The 16,773-nt window shown below is 39.4% G+C and carries 19 protein-coding genes; 18 read left to right on the forward strand and 1 reads right to left on the reverse strand.

Going from position 1 to position 16,773, the window contains the following annotated elements; translation table 11 throughout:
• Positions 1-12 precede the first annotated feature (12 nt).
• The 7 genes from ACXM0J_RS08300 (at position 13) to ACXM0J_RS08330 (ending at position 5,560) form a co-directional block, all read left to right on the forward strand.
• On the forward strand, positions 13-1,308 hold the full coding sequence (locus ACXM0J_RS08300) for a serine hydrolase domain-containing protein (protein WP_086265100.1): 1,296 nt from the start codon (positions 13-15) through the stop codon (positions 1,306-1,308).
• A gap of 285 nt (positions 1,309-1,593) precedes the next feature.
• Positions 1,594-2,298, forward strand: coding sequence for a hypothetical protein (locus ACXM0J_RS08305; RefSeq protein ID WP_086265099.1), 705 nt, complete (start codon positions 1,594-1,596; stop codon positions 2,296-2,298).
• A 140-nt stretch (positions 2,299-2,438) separates the two neighbouring features.
• Positions 2,439-2,756 (forward strand): hypothetical protein, encoded by a 318-nt coding sequence (locus ACXM0J_RS08310; protein ID WP_005070099.1) that lies wholly within the window; start codon positions 2,439-2,441, stop codon positions 2,754-2,756.
• 175 nt (positions 2,757-2,931) lie between these two features.
• Positions 2,932-3,126, forward strand: a complete 195-nt coding sequence (locus ACXM0J_RS08315; protein WP_005070097.1) for a hypothetical protein — start codon at positions 2,932-2,934, stop codon at positions 3,124-3,126.
• 250 nt (positions 3,127-3,376) lie between these two features.
• A complete protein-coding gene (locus tag ACXM0J_RS08320) occupies positions 3,377-3,835 on the forward strand; it encodes a hypothetical protein (RefSeq protein ID WP_086265098.1) in 459 nt (152 codons plus the stop codon).
• A 313-nt stretch (positions 3,836-4,148) separates the two neighbouring features.
• Positions 4,149-4,493, forward strand: a complete 345-nt coding sequence (locus tag ACXM0J_RS08325; protein WP_086265097.1) for a hypothetical protein — start codon at positions 4,149-4,151, stop codon at positions 4,491-4,493.
• A 122-nt stretch (positions 4,494-4,615) separates the two neighbouring features.
• Positions 4,616-5,560: a DUF4424 family protein gene (locus tag ACXM0J_RS08330; RefSeq protein ID WP_213034407.1), complete on the forward strand. Its 945-nt coding sequence runs from the start codon at positions 4,616-4,618 to the stop codon at positions 5,558-5,560.
• Positions 5,561-5,688: 128 nt separating this feature from the next.
• On the opposite strand, the gene ACXM0J_RS08335 is transcribed toward ACXM0J_RS08330, so the two are convergent.
• The gene (locus ACXM0J_RS08335; protein WP_032007623.1) at positions 5,689-6,291 is read right to left on the reverse strand and encodes an HvfX family Cu-binding RiPP maturation protein; all 603 of its coding nucleotides are present in this window, start codon (positions 6,289-6,291) and stop codon (positions 5,689-5,691) included.
• Between the two features lie 163 nt (positions 6,292-6,454).
• Here ACXM0J_RS08335 and ACXM0J_RS08340 point away from each other — a divergent pair, with 163 nt between their 5' ends.
• The 11 genes from ACXM0J_RS08340 (at position 6,455) to ACXM0J_RS08390 (ending at position 16,750) form a co-directional block, all read left to right on the forward strand.
• Entirely contained in the window at positions 6,455-6,763 is a 309-nt protein-coding gene (locus ACXM0J_RS08340; RefSeq protein WP_086265095.1) for an HvfA family oxazolone/thioamide-modified RiPP metallophore, read from the forward strand.
• 69 nt (positions 6,764-6,832) lie between these two features.
• Positions 6,833-7,696, forward strand: coding sequence for an HvfB family MNIO-type RiPP peptide maturase (locus ACXM0J_RS08345; RefSeq protein ID WP_086265094.1), 864 nt, complete (start codon positions 6,833-6,835; stop codon positions 7,694-7,696).
• Entirely contained in the window at positions 7,647-8,402 is a 756-nt protein-coding gene (locus ACXM0J_RS08350; RefSeq protein WP_086265093.1) for an HvfC family RiPP maturation protein, read from the forward strand. The genes ACXM0J_RS08345 and ACXM0J_RS08350 overlap by 50 nt, the downstream gene beginning before the upstream one ends.
• Before the next feature lie 2 nt (positions 8,403-8,404).
• On the forward strand, positions 8,405-9,025 hold the full coding sequence (locus tag ACXM0J_RS08355; RefSeq protein WP_086265092.1) for an RNA polymerase factor sigma-70: 621 nt from the start codon (positions 8,405-8,407) through the stop codon (positions 9,023-9,025).
• Positions 9,019-9,198 carry a zf-HC2 domain-containing protein gene (locus tag ACXM0J_RS08360; RefSeq protein WP_213034406.1) on the forward strand — a complete coding sequence of 60 codons (180 nt, stop codon included), beginning with the start codon at positions 9,019-9,021 and terminating at the stop codon, positions 9,196-9,198. The genes ACXM0J_RS08355 and ACXM0J_RS08360 overlap by 7 nt, the downstream gene beginning before the upstream one ends.
• A gap of 91 nt (positions 9,199-9,289) precedes the next feature.
• The gene (mumR, locus tag ACXM0J_RS08365) at positions 9,290-10,201 is read left to right on the forward strand and encodes a LysR family transcriptional regulator MumR (protein ID WP_014206319.1); all 912 of its coding nucleotides are present in this window, start codon (positions 9,290-9,292) and stop codon (positions 10,199-10,201) included.
• Positions 10,202-10,545: 344 nt separating this feature from the next.
• The gene (locus tag ACXM0J_RS08370) at positions 10,546-11,799 is read left to right on the forward strand and encodes an NRAMP family divalent metal transporter (protein WP_014206320.1); all 1,254 of its coding nucleotides are present in this window, start codon (positions 10,546-10,548) and stop codon (positions 11,797-11,799) included.
• A 34-nt stretch (positions 11,800-11,833) separates the two neighbouring features.
• Entirely contained in the window at positions 11,834-12,598 is a 765-nt protein-coding gene (locus ACXM0J_RS08375; protein WP_000496072.1) for a LamB/YcsF family protein, read from the forward strand.
• Positions 12,599-12,600: 2 nt separating this feature from the next.
• Positions 12,601-13,416 carry a putative hydro-lyase gene (locus tag ACXM0J_RS08380; protein WP_086265090.1) on the forward strand — a complete coding sequence of 272 codons (816 nt, stop codon included), beginning with the start codon at positions 12,601-12,603 and terminating at the stop codon, positions 13,414-13,416.
• A gap of 32 nt (positions 13,417-13,448) precedes the next feature.
• The gene (locus ACXM0J_RS08385) at positions 13,449-15,035 is read left to right on the forward strand and encodes a 5-oxoprolinase subunit B/C family protein (RefSeq protein WP_086265089.1); all 1,587 of its coding nucleotides are present in this window, start codon (positions 13,449-13,451) and stop codon (positions 15,033-15,035) included.
• Positions 15,032-16,750 (forward strand): acetyl/propionyl/methylcrotonyl-CoA carboxylase subunit alpha, encoded by a 1,719-nt coding sequence (locus ACXM0J_RS08390; RefSeq protein WP_086265088.1) that lies wholly within the window; start codon positions 15,032-15,034, stop codon positions 16,748-16,750. Before ACXM0J_RS08385 ends, ACXM0J_RS08390 begins: the two co-directional genes overlap by 4 nt.
• Positions 16,751-16,773 lie beyond the last annotated feature (23 nt).

Below are 16,773 nucleotides of genomic sequence, written 5' to 3' on the forward strand. Positions count from 1 at the left end.
GGGAAAAAAGAGATGAAGATTACAAAAATTAGCTTACTGTTCACTGGTCTATTCGTCAGTAGTGTCGCTTGTGCTGAATATAGCTGTCAGCAGTTGGAACTAAAGGACTGTCCAACGATCGTGGATAAGAAATTACCTGACCCACATGATATGTTGACATGGACACAACAACAAAGGGTGGTGGGCTTTCGAAATACATTCCGTAGTTATGATGGCAGCGTTTTTCACCCTGATAAGAAAAACGTGCTTGCACTCCCAAAACTAAAGAACAGTATTAAAAATAAAGATATCCATTACTCGGTAGATGGTAAAAGTTATAATTTAAATGACTACATAAAAAATCAAAGTGTTGCAGGTCTGATTGTATTAAAAGATGGCAAAATTGCCTATGAATATTACGGACAAGGTAACAATGAAACGACTTTATGGACTTCTCGTTCAGTGGCAAAGTCTATTGTGGCAACGCTCATAGGTGTCGCTATTCAACAAGGTAAAATCAAATCGGTAGATGATCCAATCATTCAATACTTACCAGATTTGAAAGGAACTGCTTGGGAAAAAGTATCCTTAAAACAGCTTTTGCAACACACTTCAGGTGTTGAGTGGAATGAAAATTATAAAGATCCAAATTCAGATTTTGCAAAAATGACCTATTGTGAGGCAGCTAACAATCCAGATGCTTGTGTCTATAAAAATGTGAAAAAACTGAAAGCGAAATATGAACCAGGAACAGTATGGTCATACAGCACAGGCGGGGCATATCTGGTGGGTAAAGTCTTAGAAGCAGCAACGCATCAGAATATTGCTAAATACCTAGAAGATAATGTCTGGAAGCGGGTAGGCATGGAGCGAGAAGGTGTTTGGCAGTCGTATACCCGCAATCAAGTTGATATGGGTGGCCATGGGTTTAATGCAACGTTACGTGATTATGCGCGTTTCGGACAATTTATATTGAATGAAGGACGTGTTTCTAATGGCGACAAGATGTTACCTGATGGCTGGACAGCACAAGCGACCAAATGGAATCAAGCGAAAGGCTCTGTCTCAGAAAACTATCCAAACGGGATATATGGTTTTCAATGGTGGAACTCACATGCAAAAAAAGGTTCACCATTAAGTACACAAAATTCTGATGAAACTTTCTGGGGACTGGGTATTTTTGGACAGATGTTAGCCATTAACCCTAAAGACAAGATTGTCATGATGCAATGGAGTACATGGAAAACCGCGATGCCTTCTGCTGAGCTTGATAATGAAAAAAGTTTATTTTTTAATGCGGTAACTCAGCATCTTACCGAGCAAAAATAAGCAGTTTTCTATGGCTTAGATTGTCATGAAATTTTAACTTGATATTTAACAATGGTAATTTTAGAATCCGCCCAACTAATTTTTAGGAGCTTCAATGTGAGTACTTGCTCGAGTGACAGTAGTCGATCGGTAATAGTCTAAGTATCCACTGAAGTCCTGACAGACCTCTTTTTGTGGATGCAAGAAGAGGTTTTTTTATTTTCATCTTTTCATTTCTATTATTAACCCATGATCTAATCATGTTGGGTTCTAGTACTTGCATATGCTTCATGACTTATGGGAGTGATGCCAGTGTTATTTACTTTAAAGAAACGCTCACTTATTTCTGGTTTCTGTTTATTCGCATTATCTAATGCAAGCTATAGTGGACGACCTATGGTTGTTGACGATGCCGCTCTTGTTTCTCCAAAAACTTGTCAGCTAGAAACATGGGCGCAGCATAACTCTGACAGTAAAGAATATTGGGCAACACCAGCTTGTAATTTTGGTGGTAATTTTGAATTTGCTGTAGGGATGGGGAGAGTAAATGATGATACCGAGCACGTCAGTTATGCAACTCTACAAGGTAAGACTTTATTAAAACCTTTAGAAACGAATGATTGGGGAATCGGTTTTTCATTTGGTACTCAAATCAATACTAAAGATTCTTCAAAGAAAGATTGGACGGTTAATGTTCCTTTAAGTCTTTCTACTTTGGATGATAAATTTTTAATCCATGCCAATATGGGATGGTTACGTGAAAATACCACACATAAAAATCAAACCACGTGGGGAATTGGAACCGAAACACAACTTACTCATCCATTAACGCTCACTGCCGAAGTATATGGTAATGACCGAAAAGATGCCTTTTATCAAACAGGTTTTCGATACATGGTCTATAAAGATTTTGTTCAGTTAAACGCAAGTTATGGCAACCAAATGTCTCATCATGATAATGCTTTTTTCTCTGTCGGATTTGTGTTTCTAACAAAGCCATTTTTACCTTGATGGTTTAGAAATATTTTAACTATCAACAAATGTGACAGAATCTAACTTTTTATAAGCTGTAAATATGACTATCCTACTCGGACTTGAGCACATCCTTTTGAAGTGTTCGTCTTTTCGTTAGATTTTTAGGTATTTAAAAAATGAATAAAATGCACGTAACTTTGGCGGTCATTATTGGTTTAATTGTTGGTGGTGTAATCGGTGCTCTAGGCTACTCTAAAACTGCTGCGCGTTATGACGCGATGACGACAGCATGTGTCATGGTAAACCAAGCAGTTGAACATGGCATCTTGAAACCAGAACAAGTGAAAGAGCTTGGTGAGCTAACAGGACAAAGCCTTAAAAAAGATTATGAGTCAGTTGCCTCTAAATTTAAATTTTCTGAAAAGCAATTAGGTAATGCATCTGAAGGTTCTAATTGTAGTCAGTTTATTGTTGGGGTAAATGCCGCACAATAACCATTTAGAAGCCCACAGTAAGTGGGCTTTTTTTATAATGTTTAGTTAGGGCAGCTACAATATTAACTGAACATATCATGTATAGACTGCTATAATAATGATCAATTCAAAATCTGAAATATAAGCTTGCCTAAAGGCAGGCTTTTTGTATATGTAAACAAGTCTGCCAGGAAATATGAAACGCTATTTAAAACAAACTGAATCGGCTACGACTAATTGGACAACAGAGCAAGACTGCTTTTTGATCGAAAATAATTCTCTCTCAATTTGCGAGCTTATCGAGCATTTACCTTTTTCTGAAGAAGAAATACGAGTGCGTCGAGCTGTTCTGGGTTTAGTGAGACGAGATAAGCAAATGAAAGCATATTAATTTTACCAAATGGTAAAAATAATATGAAAATAAATGTTTCAAACTTTCTCTATTCAACCATGCATTTTTGCGGATGAGTTATCAAAACCATAATTTTTTTCGGTATTTTATTGGCGCGCTTTACATAAAATGCTAACTACTTACAAACAAGTCTAATAAGGTTACCTTTAATTACACGTGTTTAAGCATAATCAAATACATAAGATATTCATAGATCAGAACTTTATAACAATAGGACGGAGAGAGGTTAATGCCAAAGTATCTAGCTGTAGCCGAAAAGGTTTATAAAAATATAAAAAAAGATGGCTTATTCACTGATGACATTACTCAGAACCTTAACTGTTTAATTAGTCAGACCCGAAAAGCCATCAAGGGGACTGAGTTTAAGCTCAAGTTCAACTATATAGACTTTGAAGAAAACTTAACTAAACCGTTAAGTGAATGTAAAGTTAAAATTGATTTGAGTGTCATGCCAAAGTTTACAAACGAAGGTGAATATCTTCTATGGTTGGCTGGTTTTATTGAGCGAATCACAGAAGGGGGAAAGCCTAAATTGCCACCAATTTCGCATTTTTTACCACCAGGTTTTAAGATGTCGAAAGATTCGTTTCCTGTAACTGTTGCTCCTCCAAAAGAAGAGCATGCAGACATGATTATCAATTATTTTAAATCTGAGGATTTTATGAAAACCAATAAAACTCCTTCATAAAAGAATATAGAAGCGAACGTCCACCTTGCTTCTATATACTGCTGGTTTAAACTCAGCGACCGCCTTCTGGGGCGGTTTTTTTTTGACTAAATATAATTGATAACTCAATTTTTTCTTATGTTTAAACTCAGATCATAGACAAGATTAATTGTATGTAAATATGCATGATTTTTATGTTTTATAATAAATAACAATAATTTAAGTTTATATCGCAATAAAGGAAAAGATACATTTTTCACATAACCAGTGTGCCAAGTAACGCAATTAAACATTTAGCTGTTCATAATCTTTAAAAAAAGAGAATGTGAATGATATGAATGAAAATGCAGAGCTTATAAAATACATTGACGTTGCTGAAAACGTCTATGAACGTGTCTATGAAAATAATCAAGTTTCCAATAATTTGATTGTTAACCTTAACCGCATCATGGCGGAAATCAAAAAACAGGCCCAAGAAAAAGATCTGAAGTTAAAATATAAGTCGATTGACTTTGAATATTGCTTGAGTTTGCCTTTGGCAGATAGAGATATAAAAATTGACCTTAGTTTGATGCCTCACTTTGAACATCGTGATGAATGTATTTTATGGTTAACTAATTTTATTGGAAAAATTAGTGTGCCTAAAAAGATGACGAGACAAAAACTAAATTTTCATTAAAGTTTTTAGATTTAAAGCGATATATGAGTCATTACTAAAAAACTAACCGCATCTGTGCTTAAACAGTTATGCTTTATTCCAGATCGATATTTTATAATTAGAAAATGACAGAGCGCTTTAAAATGAAAACGTTTGTATTAACCTTTGCTGTTTTAGCTTCGTTATCTACCTATGGTCTAGCCAACGACTCTACGGGTTACGTGGGTACGGGGGGGATTCAATATCTCAAAAACTCGCAGATTGCCATGCAAAGCGAAGATCTATTCATCAGTAAAAAACTGATTAAGGTCGACTATCTTTATAAAAACTTAAGTAATAAAGACGTAACGGAAACCATCTTATTTCCGTTACCGCGCATTGATAATTTTTTTGAGTCTGATTTTGCTCACACCGAACAGCTTTTAAAAAGTTTTAAAATTGTGGTGGATGGTAAAAATATAAAGCCGGAAATGCATGTCAGAACCTTTATTCAAAAAGGTGAAAAATCTCCCCTGATTGATGCTACGGATGAGTTTAAACAGTGCGGTTTTAGTGAAAAAGAGATGCTAAATCCGTGGACTCGCACTAACTATGATTATGAATATTATGTAGACAAGCTAAAACAATGTAATAAGCCACAAATACAGAAAATTTTAGCCAATTTTAAAAAAGATGATGTGATTCCGTGGTCATCTCAAGTGATCTATAGTTGGAAGCAGACCTTCAAAGCCAATAGTCTGACTAAAATTCAGCATGAATATAAACCTTTGGTGGGTGGTTCTGTTGCTCTCTATCCAGACGAATATAACCAGCAATTTTGTATGGATAAACAATTTAAGCAGGGCTTAAAAAAAGCCAGTGCAGAAAATTCGCCGTTTAGTGCTTTGGGTTATATTTTGACGACGGGCGCAAATTGGGCAAAACCAATTGAAAACTTTAAGTTAACCATTGAGCGCGATAAAGACGAACTGGTTTCATTTTGTTGGGATGGGCCAGTTAAAAAAATTAGTCCAACTCAATTTCAAATGACCAAGACTAAGTTTGTACCCAAAAAAGACCTAGATATTATTTTTGTGAGAGTTCGATAACTTCATACAGGCTTCTGGTTTGACCAAATTGCCTCAATATTGATTGTGTGTCATGAACCAGACATGGCACACAATAAGAAAAAGATGCTCTATGTTGCTGTAAGTAGGATTCTGAGCGTAATGATTAATTAGAGCAGCTTCTTTTTAATCCAATAATCTAAACTGAAATAACGGCCACCTCCAAGAACAAGCAGTGCGAGAAGCATGACTAAATACGTAACGGCAAACTCAATTCCATTATTTAAAATTACAAACGAACCACTAGACGTGAGCCAGTCATAATTGCCGTAGGTTTGTAATATTTCACGAGCTTTCTCTAACTTTTCAGCCGAGGCCAAGACCTGCATGTTTGCAAAGGGTGCATTTGGATCAGCAATCGCTTGCCATCCATTCGGTAGATGGACCGTAAATATAGCAACTAACATCGTAATAATGAGGGGAATACTAATTAAACGCGTTAGCAAACCAAATGTTAATAATATTGCACCTGCTAATTCAGTCGTTGTTGCAAGCAGGGCCATTACATACGGAAAGGGAAGTCCTAAACCTCCATCTGAGTTGCCAAACCATTCTACAATATCATTGAAGTGCATTAATTTATTTGTGCCAGCCATCCAAAATATAGGAACTAAATATAATCGAAGAGCCAGAGCTGCGATGCCGTCCGCATGTTGTAGAGTTTTACCCAGTTTTTGATAATATTGAGATAAGCCATAAATAAAATTCTTCATGATAATTTCACATCCGATGCGATTTAATATTAATTAGTCGGATAAAGACTGTATTTCTTACATAAAAAAATTTTTATTTACGGTGTAATAAAAAAGGATTTGGTCCGTCTAACTATACGTACAAATGTACAAACCGAGAATTTATCTTTAAAGGAATACTAAAATGAACAAACTCAACTCAATGACTTCAGTGGCGGCATTATTAGCACTTTCAGTTGCTGGCGCTACACAAGTGGCGGTAGCAGCAACCCATACAACAACCGAAGCACATGCAACTAAAGCAGCAGATGGAAAATGCGGTGAAGCAAAATGCGGTGCTAGCAAAATGAAAAACCACGAAAAGTCTGCCGAAGCAAAATGTGGTGCAGATAAAAAAGCAGTTGATGGTAAATGTGGAGCAACCAAAAAAGCAGCGGACGGCAAGTGCGGTGCAGATAAAAAAGTCGCTGACGGTAAGTGCGGCGCTAAGTAAACAATCTGATCATGGATGATGTCGACCTTCTGGTAAGTGTCGGCATCGTTTCCAAAAGGAGAAATTACCATGATGGATTTGTCAGGCGTAGGGCTGGGTTTAAGGCGTGATTTTATAGATTCGTTTTTAGATGCAAAAACATATCCCGATTTTATCGAAGTTGCTCCTGAAAACTGGCTAGGTTTTGGTGGTCGACATGCGAAATTACTCGCAAAGTGTGTTGAAAAAGCCCCATTAATTTGTCACGGTTTGTCATTGTCTATTGGCGGTCCTCATCCACTCAATCTTGAATTTATCGAAAGAATAAAAAGCTTTTTAGAACAATATGATGTCTCGATTTATTCTGAACATTTAAGTTATACAAATGATGGCGGCTATTTATATGACTTGTTGCCAATCCCCATGACTGAAGCGGCTGTTCAATATGTCGCTGAACGTATTTTACGTGTTCAAGATATTTTAGGAAGACGATTAGTCATAGAGAATGTTTCTACTTATTTAATGCCAAATGCTGAAATGAGTGAAGCGGAGTTTATCCGTGAAGTTCTTCAATATGCAGACTGTGATTTGCTTCTGGATGTAAATAATGTCTATGTCAACAGTATTAACCATGGCAGTGATGCATTTGGATTTATTCGGGACATGCCAAAAGAAAGAATACGTTATTTACATATTGCTGGACATGAACAAGTTCAGAAAAATTTATTAATTGATACGCATGGCTCAGAAGTTTGTGATCGCGTATGGGAACTATTGAGATATACCTATCAAGTGTGTGGTGTGAAAGCAACTTTACTTGAACGCGACTTTAATATTCCATCATGGCAAGAGCTAGAAGAGGAGCTAGCCAAAATTAAAATAATTCAACAACAGGAGAGTGGCTATGAAGGAAAATCAAATATCCTTTCAGACCATGCAACAACAGTTTTGTGACTGGATTAGAGATCCTGATTTGGAATTACCTCAAGCTCTTCCTGCCGAACGAATGAATATTTATCGAGACTTACTTTTTAATAATGTCTGTTCATTTATTGATTTAGTTTATCCCGTGGCTCGTGCGATGTTGCCAGAGTTAAAGTGGCAACAATTACTCTCGGAGTTTTTTCAAAAAGCCCAGTGCCGCTCGCCTTTGTATAATGATATTTCTCTTGAGTTTAGAGAGTATTTGACAGATCAGCAGCACCCGATATTGCAAGAATATCCTTGGTTGGCTGAGTTGTTGCAGTTTGAATGGCTTGAGTTGTATTTAGACACTGTTGAAATTGAAAAAATAGCTTTGCAGGAAAACTGTAATTGGCAGTTAACCACAAAGGTATGGGTATTGGTTTATCAATATCGCGTTTATACGTGGACAACTTTAATGACTCCAGAACAGGTCGAGCCTATGCCTGGAGCAATTATGGTTTGGCGAGATGAACAAGACAAAGTATGTATTGAACAGCTTTCGCCTTTGTTTGCTATGGTGATTGAACAGTTGACTCAAAATGTAAAGTTAACTGACCAAGATATTCATACACTGATTCAATCTGTACTCACTGATTTATCTGAACATGATATTTATCTGCAGATTCAAGAACTAAAAGCACTTTTAACTCGAATGCGATTGATTCAAACTCCCCATGATTTTAAAGAGGTATAAGGATGACTTCAGCCGTGGCATCAGATCATGAAGAAATAGGGGATCAGCTGCATAATCCAGGCTTTTTACAAGACTTAAGACAGCAAATGATAAAATTTGCTTTTTTACAGCTTTCTTCTCTTCCTCAAGCTGAAGATGTGGTGCAAGAGGCATTAACGAGTGCTTTCCAGCATTTAGATTCATTTAAAGGACGTGCTGCGTTTAAAACATGGGTGTTCGCGATTTTAAAAAATAAAATTATTGATGTGATTCGGCAAAAATCGCGTTTGGTCTCAATGACAGAATTATTTAAAGATGAGGAAAGTGAACTGAGTATTGATGCACTGTTTGATGCTTCTGGACATTGGCATAAATATGAAGCGCCTCAAGCATGGCAAAGCCCTGAAGAAATGATGGAGCAGGCAGATTTTTGGATGATTTTTGAAGCTTGTTTAAATCATTTACCTGCCAAATATGCTCAAGTTTTTATGATGAGAGAGGTGATAGAGCTGAGTTCTAATGAGATTTGTAGCAAGTTGGAATTGTCTATCTCAAACTTTAATGTGTTGATGTATCGGAGTCGTACCCGACTACGTGAATGCTTAGAAAATAAATGGTTATTGAAGGAGGATTGTTCATGCTGACATGTCGACAAGCCACTCAACTGTTGTCTGAAAAGCAAGATAGACCATTGTTATTACGTGAGCAAAGTGGTTTACAACTGCATTTATTGGCATGCCGCTCATGCCGCCGTTATTCAAAACAGATCAAAACAATTAGTCAGCTTTCTAAAGCATTTAAAAATTTTGATGGCTAATTTTATTTAAAAATTTATTTATTGCTAGCCTAATCACGCTAACAACTCCCATACTATAAAAGTAAAGGAGTTTTTTAAGACAGGATGAAACGTGAATTTAAAGAATCTTGAAGCATTTTATTGGGTTGTGACTTTAAAGAGCTTCAATAAGGCCGCGACTAAATTACAAACCACACAGCCTGCGGTCTCTCAAAAAATCACATCTCTTGAAAATGAATTAGGCTTTAAAGTTTTAGATCGAAGTTATCGGCAGCTTAAACCAACACACAAAGGTTTAACTTTATTTAAGTACGCCGAAAAATTTATGCGACTAGAGACCGATCTGGTGGCTGAACTGACTGAAAATCAGCACCTGACTGGCACCATTCGTTTGGGAGTTTCCGAAACTATTGTTTATACATGGTTAGTTGAATATATCGAAAAGGTTCAGCAAGAGTTCCCAAAAATTTCAGTAGAAATTGTGGTAGACCTTACGCCTAACTTACAAGAAGGTGTTCGGACAGGTGACTTAGACATGGCTTTTTTACTTGGGCCAACTTTAGCTTTTGAGTGTATTGAACAAGCCTTGTGTGACTTTGAACTAAGTTTCTTGGCTTCACCGTCGTTTAAAGGTGGTGTTGCTCAAATGTCTTTTAAAACTTTAATGTCACATACCATTTTAACTTATCCAAAAATTACCTATCCCTATAAAGAATTGAAAGCACGAATGAAAGAGCAAGGGATTGATGAACCACTTTCAATTACCAGTTATTCATTGGCAACGCTGTTGCGTTTAGCCGAGCAGGGCTTAGGTATTGCTGTGGTGCCGACCTTAACAGCACTAAAAGAAATTACTGATGGACGACTAGAAATATTAAATACGCCTATTCAGTTAAAGACGTTTCATTTCACCTCGATCTACATTCAAGGAAACGATGTTGCCTTAAAAGAGAAATTAACCGAAGTTGCGGTTAAGGTCTCTGAATGCGCTATGAAAAGACTCAATGAGCAAATTAAAAAATAAGCTGTTTTTGTGTGTCTTTTATCCCTATTTTTTCTTATTTAAAAAAGCTGTTTTGTATGTAAAACCATAAAAGCAGCTTATTAACTTCAATAAGTAAAGCTTATCCTGATTTTTTAATAATTAATAAATCATTAAAAATCAAATATTTGAATTTTTGATTTTATGTAAAAAGTCTTATTGTCCGTAGGGATTAGCTATGTTTTTATTTTAGACACAAGATTTGATCACCGATTGTGTTAATTGGGGAACAGGGAATCTTTGTCATTTTTAAAGGATTAAAGAATATCGTTTGGGACAAAAATGGTGTTCTTGGTTCAACTTGAAAATAGCGTTGTTAAGCTCAAATGGATGAGGAACGCATTAATATGTCTTTACTGAAATCTTCTTTTTTATCAGATCGCCAATGGGCCATTGTGGCCTCGATCTTTATGATGGCGACCTCTGCAATGGGGCCCGGATTTTTAACCCAAACTGCTGTATTTACAGTCAAGTTAGGCGCGGCATTTGGCTTTGCCATTTTAGTTTCCATTTTGATTGATTATGTGGTTCAACAAAATATTTGGCGAGTGGTGACACTTACTCAAATGCGTGCATCAGACATTGCCAATAAAGCATTGCCGGGTAGTGGTTATTTACTGGCGTTTCTGGTGATTTTGGGCGGGTTTTTTTTTAGTGTCGGTAACATTGCCGGTGCAGCTTTAGGTTTAAATGCGCTTTTTGGCCTCGACACAAAGTGGGGCGGTATTTTAAGTGGTGCTTTAGCCATTTTGATTTTTGCATCAAGAAAAGCAACGCTTGCCATGGATAAAAGCATGATCGTGTTGGGATTACTTAAAATCCTCCTGATTATTATCGTTGCTGTCATTGTGATGCCTCCAGTTGGGCAAGCTGTACATCAAACCTTTGCTCCAGATCAGATCGACTTTGCCATTATTACCACCATTGTGGGCGGTACAGTTGGTGGCTATATCTGCTATGCGGGTGCACACCGTTTACTCGATAAAGGCGCTGTTGGCCCTGAAAATATTGATGAAGTTGCTAAAGCTGCGACCAAGGGTATTGTTGTGGTCGGCATCATGCGCTATGTGTTGTTCTTGGCTTTTTTAGGTGTGGTGGTGAGCGGTGCAACCATTGACTTAGCCAGCCATGACGCCAATCCGGCAGCTCAAGCATTCCAATATGCAGCGGGTACATTTGGTTTTAAATTATTTGGTTTAATTTTCTGGGCAGCAGGGATTAGTAGCACCATTGGCGCAGCATATACTTCGGTGTCATTCTTTACTGCGTTTAAAAAGAACTTAACACCAAAGCAAACCAACTATACGACCATTACCTTTATCGCATTGGCTTTATTGCTCTATGTGTTATTGGGCGCAACTCCGGCAGGTCTACTCATTTTTGTAGGTGGTTTTAACGGTTTAGTGTTGCCAATTGGTCTTACAATTTTTGTGTATGTTGCTGCATGCCGTAAAGATTTAATGGGTAATTATAACTATCCAAAATGGTTGCTTATTTTAGGTGGATTAACATGTCTATTGACGTGGTGGATGGGCTATATGTCGTTTACGACTGTGTTTAACTATTTGACCAAGCTTTAAGCCAGACTGAGTGAAGTGATAAAGGAATAATGCCATGTTTGTAGATTTAAATAGTGATTTGGGTGAAAGCTTTGGCTCATGGAAAATGGGTAATGATGACCAGATTTTACCTGTCGTGACCAGTGCCAATATTGCTTGTGGCTTTCATGCGGGCGACCCACTCGGCATTTTAAAAACGGTTCGTAAAGCCGTTGAGCTTGGTGTGACTATTGGGGCCCACGTGTCTTACCCAGACCTTGTAGGCTTTGGCCGCCGTAATATGGATTTGTCCCGTGACGAGCTGATTGCCGATGTACTTTACCAAATTTCTGCACTCGATGGCTTGGCTAAAGTGGCAGGTTCAAAAGTGCAATACGTTAAACCGCATGGCGCGCTTTATAACACCATTGCACATGACCAAGCTCAAGCAGCCGCAGTGATTGATGCGATTAAAATGTATAACCCTGAACTGGTTTTAGTAGCTTTGGCTGGATCGAACTTAGTCGAGCAGGCACGTGCGGCTGGCTTAAAAGTGGTATCTGAGGCATTTGCAGACCGTGCTTATAACAGCGATGGTTCACTGGTGTCTCGTCGTCTAGAAGGTGCGGTTTTACATGACTCAGCATTTGTTGCGAGCCGTGTGGTGTCTATGCTTAAAAATGGTGGAGTTGAGTCAATTGACGGTGTATTTACTCCAATTCAGGCCGACACCATTTGCTTGCATGGCGACACAGACGGTGCGCTAGAGATGTCGGCAGCCATTAAAGCCGAGCTTGTAAAAAACAATATTGAAATCCGCCCGTTTGTAAACAAAGCATAAGGATGAGCACCATGTATAAGGATATTAAAGTCGACCCAGCTCAGCTTGAAGCCGCTTTAGATGCGCGTTTAAAAATTCGTGCAGGTTTTGATAAACCGACAGCAGGCATGGCTGCGGGCATGACGCAGGTCAACATGATTTCGGTGCCAAAAGAGTGGGCATATGACTTTTTGCTCTATGCACACCGTAATCCGCAAAGCTGCCCAGTGCTTGATGTGCTCGAAGAAGGCATCTATGCAACTAAGCTTGCAGCAAACTCAGACATCCGCACTGACTTCCCACGTTATCGCATTTGGAAAGATGGCCAAATGGTCGATGAAGTGACCGATGCAAGAGAGATTTATAACGCTCATCCTGATTTGGTGACATTCTTAATTGGCTGTAGTTTTTCATTTGAAACAGCTTTGCAAGAAGCGGGCATAGAAGTTCGCCACATTCATGATGACACCAATGTGCCGATGTATTTGAGCAATATCAAGTGCGAACCAGCAGGGCGTATTTCAGGAAACATGGTGGTTTCCATGCGACCAATTCCATCGCATCAAATTAGTGAAGCGGTAAAAATTACAGCACGTATGCCAAGCGTGCATGGTGCACCTGTACATATTGGTCACCCTGAAAGCTTAGGAATTTTGGATGTAAATAAGCCAGACTTTGGCGATGCTTCTCGTATTGAAGCGGGTGAAATTCCAGTGTTTTGGGCCTGTGGCGTAACACCGCAAGCTGCCGTCATGAACTCGAAAATTCCTTTTGCGATTAGTCATGCACCGGGTCACATGTTTATTACTGACATTCCTGACCGTGCTTGGATTGGCTAATTGGACTAAAGAAGAATTAAAAGGATAAACAAATGCGTTTTTTATCGGTAAACGCCGATTGTTTTCTGATTGAGCTTGCGAGCTTAGAGGAAACTTTGGCGTTGTACAATAAATTGCAAAATACGCAATTGAATGGAATTAAAGACTTAGTCCCCGCTGCAAAAACAATTTTGGTTTTCTTTAATGAGATCGAAACCAACTTTAAAACGCTGGTTGCTTCAATTCAGAGTCTCAAAATTGATTCTGGATTTGAGCGTAGCGGCCAAGAAGTGATTGTGCCGATTTGCTATAACGGCGAAGACCTCGCTCAAGTTGCAGAGCTACAAGGGCTGACTGTTGCAGATGTGATTAGAAAACATCACCAAAGCGTGTGGAATGTGGCTTTTATTGGTTTTGCGCCGGGCTTTGCGTATATGAGCAGTCCCGATAAGCCTTTTACCGGTATTCCGCGCTTAACGGTTCCGCGTAAAAAAATACCGTCAGGTTCTTTGGGATTGGCTGGAAAATACTCTGGTATTTACCCAAAAGACAGCCCGGGTGGTTGGCAGCTGATTGGTACTACATCAGAAAAAATGTGGGATTTAGAGCGTAAAAACCCTGCGTTACTGTTACCGGGCATGACTGTATATTTTGAAGATGTGACGCATAATCCAACCATTGTGAATGTACCGCAGAAAATTACACGTAAGGTTGAGCTGAAACAATCGGTGCCACTATTTACGATCACTGCGCCAAGTTTACAAATGCTCATTCAAGATGAAGGGCGCTTAAACCAGACCAATATTGGGGTTGGCGTAGCGGGTGCAATGGATTTATCTGCCATGCACAGTGCTAACCGTATTGTCGGTAATCCACCCGATACACCCGTTATCGAAGTTTTAAATGGCGGTCTAAAAGCCAAAATGCAGCATGCGGGCGTTATTGCGGTGGCTGGGGCCATCTCAAACATTCGTGTGAAATTTGCGGATGGTCAAACCGTAGACTTTGCAAGCTATCAACCGATTGATTTGGATGAAGGCGATGAATTTCAAATTCAACCACCAACAGCAGGCTTAAGAAACTATCTGGCTGTTCGCGGTGGAATATATGTTGAGCCAGTACTGAATAGTGCTTCGTTTGATAGCTTGGCAGTGTTAGGTCCAGAGCCTTTAAAACTTGGAGATACCATTTATCAAGGGCAAGTAAAGGCAACCAATATTAGCGTAAATGAAGTTGGTAAAACCGATTTGCCACAAGCTGGCGAAGTCGTTGAGCTAAATATTGTGATGGGCCCACGTACCGATTGGTTTGAACAAGACAGTATTGAACTACTGTGTCAACAAGAGTGGCTGGTGACCAATGAAAGCAACCGAGTTGGGCTAAGACTTTCAGGTGAGCAGCCTTTAACTCGCAAAATTACCCATGAACTGGAAAGTGAAGGCACATGTATTGGTGCTTTGCAGATTCCACCGAGTGGTCAGCCCGTTTTGTTTATGAATGATCACCCTTTAACGGGCGGATATCCGGTCATTGGCTCTGTTGCTAAACACCATTGGGACTTGGTGGCACAGATTCCAGCAGGTTGCCGCATCAAATTTAAAAAAATTGCCGAATTTACAGATTTTGAGAATGAAAGATGAATACAGAAAAATTATTGATTGCTAACCGTGGTGAAATTGCCGTTCGTATTATTCATGCTTGCCGTGATATGGGAATTTCATCAGTCGCGTTATATGCAGATGACGATATTGGCAGCATGCATGTCGAACTTGCAGATGAAGCATGGGGTTTGGCTGGTGCGACTGCTAGCAAGACTTACCTAAATATTCCAGCCATTATCGAAGTTGCAAAGAAATCGAAAGCGACCATGGTGCATCCGGGTTATGGCTTTTTATCTGAACGTGCTGAATTTGCCCAAGCCGTGATTGATGCGGGCTTAAAATGGGTAGGGCCATCACCAAGTGCCATTGAAAAACTAGGCGATAAAATCGAAGCACGTAAAATTGCAGCTTCCGTTGGTGCGCCTTTGGTTCAGGGTACGCAAGATCCACTCAATAATGCAGATGAAGCTTTAGAGTTTGCCAAACAATATGGTTTACCAATTGCCATTAAAGCCGCATTTGGTGGCGGTGGCCGTGGCTTAAAAGTCGCGTGGAAACTCGAAGAAGTCAAAGAGCTTTATGAGTCGGCAGTACGTGAAGCAAAAGCTGCCTTTGGCCGTGGTGAGTGTTTTGTCGAGCAATATCTCGATAAACCGCGCCATGTAGAAGCGCAGGTGATAGCAGACCAACATGGCAATATTGTGGTACTTGGTACACGTGACTGTTCATTGCAACGTCGTAACCAAAAGTTAGTCGAAGAAGCGCCCGCGCCATTTATTAGCGATGAGATTTACCAGCAAATTTTAACCTCGGCAAAAAACATTTGTCAGGTAGCAAACTATGTGGGTGCGGGAACAGTTGAATATTTACTGAGCCGTGACGGCAAGCTTTCCTTTTTAGAAGTAAACACGCGTTTGCAAGTTGAGCACCCAGTGACTGAAGAAACCTCAAAAGTTGATTTGGTGGTTGAACAAATTCGCGTGGCACAGGGTCATAAGCTTTCTATTAAAGAAACACCGAAAGCGCAAGGCCATGCCATTGAGTTTCGTATCAATGCCGAAGACCCAGCACGCGGTTTTATTCCAGCCTTTGGTGTGTTGAGTTTATTTGAAGCGCCGTTTGGTAACGGTGTACGAGTCGACACAGGTGTTCGAACTGGGTCATTAGTGTCTAGCCATTTTGACTCACTTATGGCAAAGCTGATTGTCACTGGTCCAACCCGAGAAGTTGCAATTGCTCGCGCTAAACGTGCTTTAAAGCAATTTAAAATTGAAGGTGTGGCTTCGGTTTTAGACTTTCACCGTGCGGTACTTAATGAACCTGACTTTACAGATGAATTTAATGTACATACGCGTTGGATTGAAAATGACTTTAAACAAGAATTAAAGCCAACCAAACGTGGCATTCCAAACCATCAACCGCCAATGCTGCTTAGCTACATTGAAATTGATGGCAAGTTATACCGTTTAGGTTTACCTGCGGGTATGTTTGCACAAGGCCCAGCAACGGCAGCCCAAGCACAAACAGCCGAGCCTGAAGTGAGCGCTGAGCATTTACTTGCCCCAATTAATGGTGTGATTAGCACTTGGAAAGTCGAAAATGGGGAGCAAGTGACAGAAGGCCAAGTGGTCGCCATTATGGAAGCCATGAAAATGGAAGTGCAGGTACTGGCACATCGCAGTGGTGTTATTCAGATTAGCGCAGAGAAGGGCGCGACCTGCCATGCAGAAACTGTGATTGCGAGTATTAATTAAGACTTCATTAAATGATTTGGCTC

This window comes from Acinetobacter sp. GRABPA_MV_2 (genome assembly GCF_056725885.1).